The sequence below is a fragment of the Anaerohalosphaera lusitana genome (genome assembly GCF_002007645.1).
Classification (GTDB): Bacteria; Planctomycetota; Phycisphaerae; order Sedimentisphaerales; family Anaerohalosphaeraceae; genus Anaerohalosphaera; species Anaerohalosphaera lusitana.
Genome location: NZ_CP019791.1, coordinates 2,941,820 through 2,956,665 on the forward strand (window position 1 = coordinate 2,941,820; position 14,846 = coordinate 2,956,665).

Genomic DNA, 14,846 nt, shown 5'->3' on the forward strand with positions numbered 1-14,846 from the left:
CCTACTTGTTGACAGAATTGACTCCCATATGATCTGCCCGAATCCGGCGAATGGGATTAACTTATTCTGTAAAATGCACGCCCTCACGTCAATCAAATATTGCCCTATTATATGCAATGCAAACCAGATTGAACAGAAATAAACAATATCCGTAGGGGTAGAAAACCGCCCAGTACTATGGTATAATCGCAAAGTTATGACTAATCCATTATCGAAACCTTACCTGTCGATCATATTACCTGCCTACAACGAAGGCAGAAAGGTCGCTGTCGACGTTGAGCGTGCATCGGGCTTTCTTGACAGAGAAAACCTTACAGGCGAGATAATCGTCGTCGACGACGGCAGTACCGACGACACCGCCTCTGTCGCGAAACAGGCAAGCATATCTTCAGACATCGCCCTCAACGTCAAGCGATATGACCAAAATCGCGGCAAAGGTTACGCAATACGTACCGGCGTACTCAATTCCGCCGGCAGATACGTCATGTTCGCCGACTGCGGCTGCTGCGTACCTTACCATCACGCAAAAAAAGGCCTGGACCTCATATCAAGCGACGGCTGCGCAATCGCCCATGCATCCCGACGCGACCAGCAAAGCGACATCCAGCATGATCAGCCCCTACAGCGGAAACTTTTCTCAAAGGCGTTCCGCTGGACCATCATCAACTTTATGGGCGTACCAGCTCACCTGACCGACACACAGTGCGGATTCAAGGTCTACCGCGGCGACGTTGCCCGCCAACTGTTCAGCCAATGTGTCGTCGACGGCTTCATGTTCGACGTCGAAGTCATCCTCCGCGCACACCGCGCCGGATACAAGATCGGCGAGTTTCCCATCGAATGGACCTGCGACCGCGACAGCCGTCTCACCGTCCGTCGCAACGCACTCGAAATATTGCGTGAACTATGGCAGATCAGACAGGCCCTCAAATCCGAACAATAAAACTGCTCCTACCTGCAATCCCGCCTGTCACTTCTCAGGCCAGCACCCTGCCTTGAACATTTCAACATCCCCCGGCTTATCAATATTCTTCACCGCAGTCATGAGCATGGCCCCACGATGCTTCTCACAGTACTTCCGCATCTCGTCTCTGCTCATGACGGTCGCAGCAGTGGACAGCGCATCCGCAAACGCACCATTCTCCGCCGACGCCCACGCCGACAGAACCGAACTCACGGGCATCCCCTTCCTCGGATCTATTATGTGCTGTGACTTTATTATCCCTGACCCGCTGAACGCCTGACCGCACAGATCCAGCTTTGTCAGCGTATGCGACCGCTCAAGCGGCGAACGGACCTTTATCGGCCAGCCGTCAAGCCCCGCCGGAGCACCACTCGCCAGTACCGTACTCCCCCCGCCGCTGATCATAGCCGACTCGACCTCCCACTCCCGCAGCACCTCCATCATCCTGTCTATCGCAAACCCCTTACCGATCCCCCCAAGATCCACAGACAGCGGAGCCTCCTCCAGCGTCACCGTAAAACTTTCTTCGTTCAGCTTTATCTTATCCGCCCCGGTATGCTCCCGAGCGAACTCGAGCTCCTCACGCCCGGGCATCTTGATGCTCTTGTCCTCCCTCAGCCACGCCTTGTACAACGTCCCCACCGTAACATCAAACGCCCCAAACGTCCGCTCATACATATCCTTCGCCTGCTGCAGACATTCAAACGTCGGTAGCGAAACAACCACCGACTCCCCCTCGCCCAGCCGGTTTATCTGCGAAATGTCGCTGTTCGCAATAAACCTGCTGAAGTGCTGCTCAAGATCATCCAGCACATCGAACGCCTCCCACGCAGCCTGCCCCGCATACTCACGATCCTCATGCACGATGAACACATGAAAGATCGTCGCCATCGCCTCCTTGCGAAATCTCTGCAGATTCGCAATGTCCGAACCGGGAAACGAAAACGCGTTGACCTCCTGCTTATCTTTGCTCATTCCTGCTCTCCCACCGGTATCTCATCGCTCAACATCGCCCGATCGTAAACATCCTTCCGCACATATATCTCGAACGGCACAGCCGGACGAAGCAGCAGCTCATCTTCAGTCAACGGCACATACAAATGCTTCTGCCCAGGCGGAGGAAGCTCATACAACTTTCTCATAAGTGCCCCCCGAACCTCAGTCGACGCGATGACCACCGGCGCCGCCTCAACCGAAAAATCGACGCCGCTGTAATAGCCCACCTTATCGAAACCCCGCAGATACCACGGCCACGGCCAGTAATCTCCACCCGGGAAAACAACCTCCACAGCCAACTGCTCGTCCTCCTGATATGCCTTTGCAAACAGCTCCAGCTCCTTCGCAGCTTCCGGCACATCCTCCGTCGTCTGCGCATAGACATACGGATTCTCAGTCGACGAAGCATATTCACCATTCGACATCCACGCCTGAAAACCCAGATGCAGCACCCCCGCCGCCAGCACCACCGCAACCGCGACCCTCATTTCACCTCGACATAAACTCAGCAGATACCATCCACCAAGTCCAGCCAGCAGTATAAACCCATGATGAAACCCCAGCAGACACCACGGCGTCTTGTACGGAATAACCGAATAAGCGACCGCAAGCAGTATGGCATAAAAACCGACAAAGCAAAACAGTCCCGAACTCGCATCCCCAGGCAATCTCTTTCTCAATGCCGCAACCATACCGACCACCGCAAGCACCAGAACAAACGCCTCCGACCATATCGGCCCATCACCCAGACGAAACGCAGTCAGCAGCGACAAATAATAATACCAAGGATGCACATGCATCGTATCATGTCCCCCGCCGCGCGCAAAATAGATCCCGTAAGTACGCACCGAGTCGACGATCCCCTCCGGATTCGTAAAGAACGAGCTGAAGAAAACCACCGCAACAACAACAAACGCACCAATCCCCGCAACAACATGCGACCCAAACCCTTGCAACATCGACCAGCCACCCGACCGTTTACAAACCAGCACCCATAAAGCAGCCGCCCCGATCATGCACGCCAGTACGATCAAAAACGTTTCCTTAGTCGCGAACGCCAACCCCAGCGCCCCACCCGTCAGCACCGCGTACACTGGTCTCTGCGATCGGCAGTAATGATACCCCGCCGCAACCGCCATAAACGTAAACGCAACCAGCAGCGTTTCCTGAATATAGTAAACACCATAAAACGCAAACGCAGGTGACAGCGCCGTAAGCACCGAAGCCAACGCCGCCACCCCCGGCCCCAAAGGCTTTATCAACAGTATCGGCATCAAAACCAGCAGCAGCGAAAACACCGCCGGAACAAGCCGAAGCGTCACCGCATCGAGCTGTTCAAATGCAACTTGCCCCCGCACCCACGCCGGTATCAGCGTGAAATAATTAAGCGTCGGCCCGTGATACTCGTACGGATCATAACGGTACGCATTGTCCTCCAGCAGCTCACCGAACTTAACCGCATGCACCGCCTCGTCCGTATGCACAGGCCGCACAGACAAAAACGGCAGCCGCAGGATCGAAGCCGCGACTGCCGCCGTAATTATTACCGCTATTGCTGCTGATCGTGTCATTCAGGCTTCTTACCGTAAACCTCAGCTTCGATATAGTGGTTCTGGTCGTTCGAGCTGTTACCGTTACTGTGGAACCGCACATAGCGTGCCTCGACACCCTTGGCATCGATCAGCTTACCCTCGGACGTTTCCACATAGTGATAGTCATCACCCGCGCCCAGACCGATCGAATTGTCATGGTCATTATTGAACAGCGTCGTAACGCCCTCAGCGAACTCAGGATCGTTCGAAACCTGAACAACCACATCATAATAGGCCCGCGGCTGCTTGTGGAAGTGCCACAGAACGATCGCGTAGATTTCGTACGTATCCTCGAGATCGATCGTCATGTACTGATGGAACGGCCCCATATCGACATAACTGCCGTCAGCCGCTTCCTTATCGCCATCGGTCAGCATCTCGATCTCACCGATGATCGGGAACTCATCGCTCGCCGAAACAGGCTTGTTCAGCGCGACATTCTTTACACCTTCCGGCGCAAGGAAATCGGGCCTTGGCTTTCCGCGAGGCTTTTCGAGCTTCCCGCCCGGAACCTTGATATCCGCAGGCGTACCCTGGAACATAGGCTGCGGCAGCTCCAGCGGCAGCGGCACCAGATCAGTCGAAGGCGTACCCGCCTCAGGCTCGACCGCATCAGTCACTTCTTCTGCCGCGGGCTCTTCGGCTACTTCCTCAGCCTCTTCTTCAGCCTCGGCCGCCTCTTCAGCTTCCGCCTCTTTCGCCGGTTCCTCAGGTGTTTCTTCTACAGCGGCTTCCTCGGTTTCAGTCTCGCCCTGCGTAGTGGTCTGTGTCTCTTCCTCAGCCGCAGGCTCAGACTTCCCGCATGAGCTGAGTGTCACCACCGCGGCACACAAAAAACCAAACATAACGAAAGTTGTCAGTATTCTCTTTGTCATACTATTCAAACTCCTGGTTAAAATTAAGCATTTCCAGACGCAAACAAAATCGCCTGAACACATTACAATACTATATTATCACCACAACAAATGTCAAGTCCAACAAACTTACTCGGTCTCCGCAGGAAGCTCAGCTTCCGCATCATCAATTGCCTGCTCAACCTGAACATCATCAGCCATATCATCGCCCTGCGAATCCGAAGCAGGATTCTTCACAGCCGTAATTGCAAGCCCAAGGAGCAAGAGCACACCACAGACGGGTACTAAAAGCTTAAGACTTTTCTGAACAGATGAGCCCCTCGAAAGATTTCCTATTGCTTTGGGTGCTATAACTGCACCAGCAAGACCGATCGCGAATATAATACCCAATACACTCCCATGCACATCAGAGCTAAATTTCCCAAAAGTTACACCAACCACAGTGGGGAATACAGGCGCAAATGCAATACCTGCCAATGTTGCAAGCACTTGTGCTGTCCTTGTCTTTCTGGTATTTATCATCGCAACGATCAAAATACCTGACACCAGAGCAGCACCAACAATGAAGAAAGCTGCTGGATTATCTTTAACTATTGTAACTTTACTCGCAAGAAAACTTGCGGCGAGTCGACTTGCCATCATACCGATTGCAAAAAGTGATAGTAACCTCTGAGCGGAGGCATCAGCGGCAGTAGCATCCATAGAAGGAGCATCCTTTTTGATCACGTCTTTTCCAAACATAGGAAGCCAATTACAAAATGACGCTTCAAGACTGATATAGCAGAAAAGAACCAGAGCACTCACCAGAACAGCAGGATTGCCAAGTAACTGCACAGCTTGTTCAAAAGCAAAGCCAGGTGATTTATCTGGGAATGTTGCACTGAATACGAGTATAGCAGGCACAATTATTAAAACACCAAGAGATGCAACTGCTTTTTCATATGTCGTTTTTTGAAAAAGGAAGCTGACTACGATTGGTGTGACAAAAAGTCCAAGACCAAAAAAAACGTTCCCCAGATTAAGGGCTGCAGCCTCATTCTGACCGCCAAAAAGGACATGCTTAGCAAGCGTATTTCCAACCACATTCATCGCCATGGCGCCAAATCCGAGAAGCAGACAAGGGATAGTAATTAGCTTGTAAGACTTGCTATTCGCAAGATAAAAGATACAACCCGCAGTCATCAAAAAACCAAACAGTGCAATTGGCTTGTAGCCTACCGAATCAACAGCAACTCCCATAACCAATGAAGCAACAAGGCAGGAGAACATGAATATCGAAACCAGCGTTCCAAATTTCCCCTGGTCAATCTCAAGACGCGGCATCAATTTAACACTAATAGAGCCAAGCAGTGAAAAACACATGCCAAGCCCAAATAGACTAGCTAAAACGACCACAGTACTCATGCTGTTTCCTTTCCGAAAATTTTATCTTTTGACCACTACTCATTATTGCAACACACCGGCATCACAGCAGCAAGATAAACCTGCAGCAGAACACAAATCAACATCGTAAGCGCCGTATAACGATGAACCTCGAACAAAAACTCCTGCATCTCCGTCCCGAACAGCGGAAACATACTAAGCGCTATCGAAAGCATCAACGGCAGCGAAAGTATCATCAGGACCCAGAACAATATCCGCTGCAAAAACGGCGCAGCCGGCTTCTCTCCGCCTTCCCACCGCCCTTCCGGCTTGACCAGCCTCAGAACACCCTTCCAGTCCGCCTGCTCGAACCTGCAGTCATACGCATACATTACCGCCGCAACCGCAAGACATATCGCCAGCACCGGCGCAAAAGTCGCATGGATCATCAGCATATATCCCGCCAGATATTCCCCTTCCGCCAGCGGTGGCCAAAAACCCGTGACCGCAAGCACCGCAAAGCACAACAGCCCCACCAGCAATACCAGCTTCCGTACCCGCCCCAGAAAACCCAGCTTCTGTTCGAGCAGCATCGCCGATATCATACGCAATGGCAGCCGCATTATCGCACACGCCGGGCAAACACCTTCCTTGACCGCTCCGCGAACCAAACGGTAAACATAATGCCCCGCGATCACCAGCAAAGTTATAAGTAATGTTGTAACAGCTATTTTTTCAAACATGGCAACATATCCCGTTGACGTTTTTTATATCGCTGATTCATCGTCGGACGCCTTCACAGTCACGAATCCGAACGCCTTTAGAACATAAAACAGAACCACCGCCGCGATCACTGCCGAACACAGGATCGTAACGACCTTCAGCATCGGTCTGAACACGAACGACATCGCAAACAGTTTCATGTGCGTCCGATCAACGCCCTGCAGCGACGCCATCTCCATCGCCTCGCCCTGCTGCGACACCATCGGCGTATCCGCAGGGATATCCCCGAAAACGATCGGCGAATCCGTCTCGTGACAGTCCCCGCAGCCGCGTACACCCAGCGACTGTTCAGCAGGCCTTACGTTATGCGCGATCGGCCAGCCGTAAGGCTTCGCAGCACCATGCTCCTCGACAACAAGCTCGCCGTCCTTATCCAGAGCGAACACCTTCCCGCCGGAAACATACCCAGCCGCACTGCCCTCCGGAGTCGTATCAGCCAGAAGCTTCAATGCTTTCGCAACCTGCTCGTCCGTAAACTGATGCCAACTCCCGCGCTGCTCGGGCTTCGCACCAGCGATCGCCTCGCCGATAATCGGCTTGACCTTCTCAGGAACCAGCGGCGTAGCATTCTCACCGTCAATATACGCCCAGAAGTTCGGATATACCACCTTATACGGCCCGATCTTGCCGTCCGGATTCTCCTTGAAAACAGGCGAATACAGGTGCGGCAGCACTCCTGGCGTCTTGTCTATACCATGCATGCCAAGACCGTTCGCCCTCGCAGTCATCGCAAGATACGCATCATCCTCGGGCCACGGCCCCGAATGACACGCCGTACACGTCAGCTCACGAAAATGCACAGTCGGTATGCCCGCATGCTCCGGCTCCGGAGCTGCAAACCTGCCCGCCTTCGGCTTCTCACCTTCACTGGGCAAATGACAGCCCTCGCACGAAGACGATGCCGCCAGCGGATTATCGCTGTGCTCAGCCTCGCCCTCATAACCCCGGACGATATTATGACCTAGCCCATTACGATGACAGTCCACACAACTCAAGCCCGCCATCAGATGCACATCCTGATCATGCATCCACTTCTCAGGCATATCCTCATGCACGTCAAAGTTGGAATGACAGAAATAGCAGTTCTCGTTCTTTATCTCCGTCGAGACATCGAGAAACACCTTCCCGTCCTCACGAAACCGGTCCTCGTCATACGAAATTGAAGGTTCGATCAACTTCGGATCCAACGGAGGCTCAGGGAAAAGAAAGTCGTACGTCGCCGACATATCCTTCGCAGCACCCTTGACCGTCGTAAACGCCAGCGTCGATGCAGCCGCCCAGTGGAAATTCTCTCTCATAACTTCCATCGCATAGTTCGACTGATCGTGACCAGGTTCATTGTCATGACACGCCAGACAGTTCACCTCAAGCTCGCCAGACACCATCCACCTCGCATCGAAATCGATCTCGCCCTCGAGATCCTCTTTCATGGGCCCCGGCGAATGCCGCCCGAACAGCTTCGCAAACTGCCACATCGTCACACCGATCTCATCCGGATTGTACGTCCCAGGCCAGTCTCGATACGACAGCGGTATCTGCGTACCCGTCTCAGGATCAGCCAGTATCCACGCCTGACCGACCCTGCCCGGATCGACCGAAGGATCCTTCCAGTTGAAGTGCCAGCCCTTCGATATCTTCTCGACGTCATGACACTGAGAACACGTCTGCTCATTCGACATCGGCAGCACGATATCATTGTCCGGCCGTATCTTCATGCCCTCTTTATCGTACAGATCGATAACGTGAACCGACGGACTCCGTGAGCCGTCCACCTCGTCACCAATCTTCTCGGCACCGCTCGCCCGCATCTGCAAAGCAAACAAACAGACGAACACCACCGCCGCCGACCGCTGCAATTTTAAGAAAGTCGTCATCTAACCGTATAACTCCGTTTATATGGGGTTTAGGCTTCGAAATCCTCAGGCTTGAATTCCAGCCGCTTCTTCGCCTGGATCGCCTCGTTCACCTTCAAAACAGTGACCGCACTTGCATACCCGTCTTCCGCTGGGCAGTTGAGCTCTACCTTACCTCGCATAGCATCAAAGAAGTTTTCAAGGTGCGGCTGATGGTACTTCTTCTCCATCGTAACTGGTATCTCGTACGCAGGCGGAGCGACCGTCTCACGAACGTCCAGCAATGCGTCCTCGTCGCCGCCCGTATCCTCCTTCACAGGCTCCTTGACCAGCCCCGAAGATACGAACTTCTCCCACTTCTGAGCGACCTTGATATCCGCCAGGTTCTCCGGATACAATGCACCCCGGCTCGACGCCTCGGATATCGTCAGCGTACCCTTGTCACCCATGAACGTCTCGTAGTAACCGCCGTTGCTGTTCGTCGTACCGGTCTGGTAGAACGCACGTACCGTACCCTTCTTCGTCTCGTACTCGTACACAGCCATCACGACGTCGTACCACTCGTGCGTTTCCTTATCATAATAATCCGTCCCGCCGTTTGCGATCACTGCCTTCGGATGTGCACCGAGGAACCAGTTATAAACATCGATCTGATGAGCACCAAGGTCCACGATCGGTCCGCCGCCAAGCCCGCGGTACCATCTCCAGTTTCGGAACTGTCGCATCGAATCAAAACCGTACTGCTTCAGCACTTTCTGCGGTATATGATATCGCTCAGGCGCGGAAAGGTCCGGCCGCGCCGAACGGTTCCACTGACCGTTGATCATCGTGACCTGGCCGAGTATCTCGTCATTGGTCATCAGCTTGTCTTTGCAGTACAGATACCTCGGATTCGAACGCCTCTGATGTCCGATCTGCAGCAACTGACCCGTCTTCTTCTGCGCCTCTACCATCTTCTTAGCACCCTCGATGGTATTGGACATTTCCTTTTCGCAGTAAACGTCAAGTCCAGCTTCCATGCACGCGATCGCATGCTCGCTGTGCCAGAAGTCAGGCGTTGCGATAATAACCGCGTCCAGATCCTTTTCCTTGTCCAGCATCTCACGATAATCGATATACGCATTGTTTTCGTGACGATACTTCATCAGCAGACGATGAACCTTACGAAGGTTGTATTGTTCCCATATATCGCACACTGCCTTGAAACGCAGACCCGGTATCCGCAGACACGAATCCAGCAGAACCTGCCCCTGACTGCCCGCACCAAGTATAGCAACGTTGATATCGTCAGCCTTCTCTTTAGCTTCCGCAGCAAACAGACCCGGCGCTATCGCAAGACCCGCACTAACAGCCGCAGTCGAACGCATAAAATCTCTTCTATTCATCTTATCAGACATAATCTTGACACTCCTGTACTAATCCTGCAATTCTTTTATACTCAGGTTTCTATACCAGACCGCCTGTCCATGATCCTGCAAACCGATAAAGCCTTCTCTCGGCAGATCCTTGTAGGCGACATTGAACTTATTCTTTGACCCGTCCGGATTCTTGTGAGCTTCGTCCCAGTCATTCAGGTCCATATCGATTATCGGCTCATTGTTAAGCACTACGTAAACTTTATTGTCTTTCGCCCCGATCGTCATCCGGTTCCACTTACCCGCCGGCTTGACGGCATTCTTCGAAGGCGCAAGCACATCGAATATCCCACCCGCAACATGCCTGTCGATCTCCTTGCCGTGCGAATCCTCAACCTGCACCTCGATCCACGGCAGCCAGTTGTGATCCTGCGTCCTGATAAACACACCGCTGTTCGTCTTCGGCGCCAGCTTGTATTCCATATCCAATACAAAATCAGAATACTTGCCCTTCGTCCAGATATCACCGCCGCCCATTCGCGTCAGAACGCCCTGCTTCCATTCCCATGAGCCCTCCTTCATATCCGCATTCGCGAAATCCTCATCAAACAGAGGCTCCCAGCCGGTAGGATTCAGCTCTCTGCCCTTCTTCTCAAAAAACGCAACACACTGACGCATCTCGGGAACCGAATTGCTCCAGTTGTATTCGTATTCGATAGAGAAAACACCCTCGAAACCCTGCCGATGCAGCTCCTCAAGCAGCTTAGGCGCACGCTTCGCACCCGTGCCCCAGGGCACATCATGACCGTCCTTGATCTCCTTGAAGTGCAGACTCTTGATCCGGCCTTCCAGCTTCTTGAGACACTCGACCGGATCCAGACCCGAACGAACCCAGTGCCCCGTATCCGCACACGCACCGATATAATCGCTCCGCCCCTCAGCGACCTTCAGCACAGTATCCGGGTTCCAGTACCGCGAAGGCTTAGGGTGGTTATGAACAGCCAGATTGATCTTGTACTCCTGGCACAGCTTATCAAGCATATCAAACGCCTCAAAAGGAGGCTCCGAAGCGATAGTCTCGATCCCCATATCCTTCGCGAACTCAAACACCTCACGTGCCTTCGCCTCGTCATTGCCAAGTCCGACAACGCCGTAATTCACCACCTTGATCTGAGCATCCTTGAGCTTCTGCTTCACTTCCTTCCGAAGCTCCTCGGACATATTATGATGGAACTTCCCATCACCATCCTTGCTCAGCTTCTGCCCCGGATACGCCTCGATATAATCCAGACCCAGCGAACGCGTCTTGTCCAGACCTTCATAAAACGTAAAACGATTGAAACTCCACGCCTGCGTCCCCAGACGCCAGCCGTCATAAGCACTTACCGCCGGATGCTCTTTCAAGGGCATTTCCGGCCCAGCCGCCATCAAATTACAAGCCATTATCGCAACGACTCCCACTATCATAATCGCCATATTTTTCTTCATTTTACTACCCCGAAAAAGTTATCATTAACCCTTTTATCAAGTAGATTCGATCCCTGGCCTCAACAATCCAGCACCAGATCAAACACCTAACGACCCACATTTACCGGCTTTCTATATTGCCGCCTGCAAATATGGTCCCAGAACGCCGCTCAAAACCCTTTTTGGCGGACACAGAACCAGATATATCTGTAAAATACTGCCCAATCTGACACTTCATTATCCACCAGTCTACAGCCGCGTTCATTATACATAATCTCAGACCGACAGTCCAGCAAACCGCTTCCGTCGCATCTGAATCCTTAAATAACCGTTATTAGCCCTCGGGCACAACCGCGATCGCCGAGATCATCAGATTCGGACCATCCGTCACCTTCGCACCAAGCGTGATCGTCCCGTCCAGCGTATCCTCACGCATCACATGGACCGCAACCCATTTCCCCTTATCCTTATGCTCTCCAAGGCTCACAGGCCGACCCTCAAACCGAACCTCACCCTTCCTGTCCAGCATATTCGAATCCTGGAAATGCACATAGAGCGTACCGATAAAGCCCTCCGGCACGTCCAGAGTCACCGCCAGCTCTTCACCAAACCAGTAGGCACCCTTGCTGTCCCGCCACATGCCGTCAGCAGCGACCGAATAACCAAAACCATCACCGCCGACTAGCACATCATCTTTACTCTTATCGTACGCCACATTCTGCTCAACCGCATCAACCTCCCCAGCAGCATCGACAAACAGAACCGCCTTCTCCTTGCCCTCCGGCAGCTTGGCGAGCGTCGCCTCCTGGGCCGACATTAGCAGCTCACCCAGCAAATCACGATCCAGCTCATGCTCGGGCAAAAACTCATCCCCGCCCACATACTGCATCAGACTGTACAGCAACTGCTTCGCAGCCAGACTCTTCTCCGCCTTGCCCGGCAGATCCCAACTGCACACCAGCAGCTTGCCGTCGCCATATCTCGTCTCAAATATCGCACCCAGCTTATTGTTCCGATGGAAATCATCGATCGGCTGAACGATCGGCCTGAAACCAAAAGGCGTATCGTTTAGAATGAAAACATGCCCGCCCCGCGCAATATCCCACCACTGCCAGTCGGTATGCATGTCAGTAGGAAACTCCGCAAGCGCCTCATGCTCATCCCGTATCAGATGCCCAAGTCCCCCCGCCTGCCCCGGAAACCACGTCAGCGACCAGTACACCGGCATAAACTTGCTTTCCACCTTCTTCTCCGTCGCCGTATTCGAAGCGAACACAACCGCCCTGCCTCCATCTTCAAGATGGCTCACGACGTCCTCATTCAGCGACTCCGCCACCATCACATCACCCGGCATCTCAACCTCGACCGCCGGGAACACCCACACCTTCCAACTGTTCACGATGTCGGTATTCTCAAGCCCCGCCGTGATCGTTAGCTCCTGCGCCTCCGTCAAACCCTCAAGCGACGCACTAAGCGAACCCGCATCAGCCAGCGACCCGACCATTATATCCCGAGCCTCAAACTCACCCTCCGCGACCACCTCGCCGTCCTCCTTCACCAGCTTCCAGAACGGCACAGCACCTGCAATATCCTCCTCCCCGAAATGCGATATCTGCAGCGACGCCGCCAGCGTCTCATCGTTTCGCCACTCGCGTTTTTCGATCCTCAGCAGCGGAACCGTCACATCACAGTACCGCATAAACTTCTCAGGCGTCGTGATCCCCTTGCTGTCATAAAACGAATCCAGCGTCCCGATCAGCGCCTCACCCTGCCCGGAATAATCCTGCAGCCCCAGCAGATGAAATCCCGCCATGTGCTCCGAACGCATATTCGCCTCGATCTCAGCCTTATACAAAAGCACGTTCAGCGCCCCGGTCGCTTCATGAAATTCCTCGTTCAGCTCCAGCAGCCCCCTCTCCCTGGCGGACTCCCGGAACCCCTCCAGATTACGCGCCCGCAGCACGCCCGTATACTTGTCTATCTCATCAAAATCCGGATACACCGGCCACTGCCCAAGCTCGTGCGCTATCACCGGCACATCCATATGCTCCAGCACATTGTCATAATCCCACGCAGTACTGGGCCCCCTCAACCCACGCGTCCCGCCCCTGTTCGTCCTGTGTGAAACATAATAATCGTCACTCTCCGGCAACTGCCTCGCCGTCGACGTCGCATAAAGCCTCCGCGGATCACGCTCCCGGGCAGTATCCATGATCTCCGCCATCAGATCGAAATCACCGCCGCCGAGCTCATTGCCAATACCCATCATCACGAACGACGGATGGTTCCCGTACGCCTCCAGTATCCTGTCACGCTCCCTCTTCACATACTCGACAACTTCCTCATCCTTACCAAACAGCTTCAGCCCCGGAAAATCCTTCAGCATCCACTTGTCGATCCAGATACCGATCTCAGGCTGCAGATATATCCCAACCTTATCCGCCGCCTCGAACGCAGCCTCAGGCGGACACCACGAATGAAAACGAATATGATTGAGCCCGTAAGATTTGCTGATCTCCCATATCCGCCTCCACTGCTCAACATCCATCGCCGGATAGCCCGTCAGCGGAAAATGCACATTATCCAGATTGCCCCGCATATACGTCGGCCGACCGTTCACCACAAAATGCGTCCCGTCATGCCCTATCTTCCTGCATCCGAACTGCACCGACTTGCTGTGCCTGTACGAGTCAAAAAAACCGCCCGCCTTCAGCGAAAGCTCTGCCCGATAAAGCGTCGGATCGAATTCATCCCACAGCTCCATCTTATCGCCCAAAAACAGATTGATCGTCTTCTCCACCTCCCCAGGCTCAAGATCGAACTTCACCTTCTTCCTTGCCCTGACCCCGTCGAGCCCGACCTCAAAAACCCCGCAGTCAACCGTCACCGACTGCCGCTTATCAGTCTCGTTGTTTATCCCAGCAACGACCTTCACGAGTTTCTTATCAATATCCGGCCACACCTTCACTGAACCAATATTAACCGCGGGCCTCGCTTCAAGCTTGATCTCCCCAACCACGCCGTTCCAGATCGTCTGCATATGATCGCCGTACGCATGCCCCTTCTCGCCGATCATATGTATCATCGAATTATCCACCCGCACCGTGATCGTGTGCTCACCAGGCTCGACAACTCCTAGCTCATAACTGTGCGGCGTCCCCAGACTGTCATAACTGCCGATCTTCTCACCATCCAGCCAGACAGTCGACTCCCACAGAACCCGCTCCAGGAACAACGTCAACTTTTTATCCCGCCAGTCCGCAGGAACGATCACTTCCTTTTTATACCACGCCGGCCCGACATACTTATAAACCCTGCTCAGCGCACCATAAGTCGAACCCTCCGTCTTCTCTCCATAACCCGCCTCATCCGTCGTCCCGGGCAGCTCGATCGTCTCAGAAAGCTCCTTGCCGTACCACTGCTGATCGACCCCGACATCCTCCTCATCGAGACTGAATTGCCACTCACCCGCAAGCGAAATACTCTCACCATCCGCAGCGGAAGCACAAAAGGATCCTAAAATTGCAGCGATTAGAAGAGCCAATAAAAACTTTGTCGGTCGTTCGATCATTTCCTCTGCCCTGAACTCAAAACTCTATTCCATTAAAGCCAATTCAAAA

At 53.4% G+C, this 14,846-nt stretch carries 10 protein-coding genes; 1 reads left to right on the forward strand and 9 read right to left on the reverse strand.

Annotated elements, in window-relative coordinates; translation table 11 throughout:
• Nucleotides 1-196: 196 nt before the first annotated feature.
• Nucleotides 197-943: a glycosyltransferase gene (locus tag STSP2_RS11830; protein ID WP_146662917.1), complete on the forward strand. Its 747-nt coding sequence runs from the start codon at nt 197-199 to the stop codon at nt 941-943.
• Nucleotides 944-970: 27 nt separating this feature from the next.
• Here STSP2_RS11830 and STSP2_RS11835 read toward each other — a convergent pair whose 3' ends face one another.
• The 9 genes from STSP2_RS11835 to STSP2_RS11875 form a co-directional block, all read right to left on the reverse strand.
• Complete coding sequence (locus STSP2_RS11835; protein ID WP_146662919.1) at nt 971-1,939, reverse strand: FAD:protein FMN transferase; 969 nt, start codon at nt 1,937-1,939, stop codon at nt 971-973.
• Nucleotides 1,936-3,531 carry a flippase activity-associated protein Agl23 gene (locus tag STSP2_RS11840; protein WP_146662921.1) on the reverse strand — a complete coding sequence of 532 codons (1,596 nt, stop codon included), beginning with the start codon at nt 3,529-3,531 and terminating at the stop codon, nt 1,936-1,938. Before STSP2_RS11840 ends, STSP2_RS11835 begins: the two co-directional genes overlap by 4 nt.
• Nucleotides 3,528-4,427, reverse strand: coding sequence for a discoidin/SUN/FTP domain-containing protein (locus tag STSP2_RS11845; RefSeq protein WP_205847886.1), 900 nt, complete (start codon nt 4,425-4,427; stop codon nt 3,528-3,530). Before STSP2_RS11845 ends, STSP2_RS11840 begins: the two co-directional genes overlap by 4 nt.
• A 108-nt stretch (nt 4,428-4,535) precedes the next feature.
• Entirely contained in the window at nt 4,536-5,810 is a 1,275-nt protein-coding gene (locus STSP2_RS11850) for an MFS transporter (RefSeq protein WP_146662923.1), read from the reverse strand.
• A 35-nt stretch (nt 5,811-5,845) separates the two neighbouring features.
• The gene (locus STSP2_RS11855; RefSeq protein ID WP_146662925.1) at nt 5,846-6,511 is read right to left on the reverse strand and encodes a hypothetical protein; all 666 of its coding nucleotides are present in this window, start codon (nt 6,509-6,511) and stop codon (nt 5,846-5,848) included.
• Nucleotides 6,512-6,535: 24 nt separating this feature from the next.
• Nucleotides 6,536-8,425, reverse strand: coding sequence for a cytochrome c3 family protein (locus STSP2_RS11860; RefSeq protein ID WP_146662931.1), 1,890 nt, complete (start codon nt 8,423-8,425; stop codon nt 6,536-6,538).
• Between the two features lie 29 nt (nt 8,426-8,454).
• Complete coding sequence (locus STSP2_RS11865; protein WP_146662938.1) at nt 8,455-9,801, reverse strand: Gfo/Idh/MocA family oxidoreductase; 1,347 nt, start codon at nt 9,799-9,801, stop codon at nt 8,455-8,457.
• Between the two features lie 18 nt (nt 9,802-9,819).
• Nucleotides 9,820-11,247, reverse strand: coding sequence for a 3-keto-alpha-glucoside-1,2-lyase-like domain-containing protein (locus STSP2_RS11870; protein WP_146662944.1), 1,428 nt, complete (start codon nt 11,245-11,247; stop codon nt 9,820-9,822).
• A gap of 313 nt (nt 11,248-11,560) precedes the next feature.
• Nucleotides 11,561-14,797, reverse strand: coding sequence for a sugar-binding domain-containing protein (locus STSP2_RS11875; protein WP_146662949.1), 3,237 nt, complete (start codon nt 14,795-14,797; stop codon nt 11,561-11,563).
• Between the last annotated feature and the right edge of the window lie 49 nt (nt 14,798-14,846).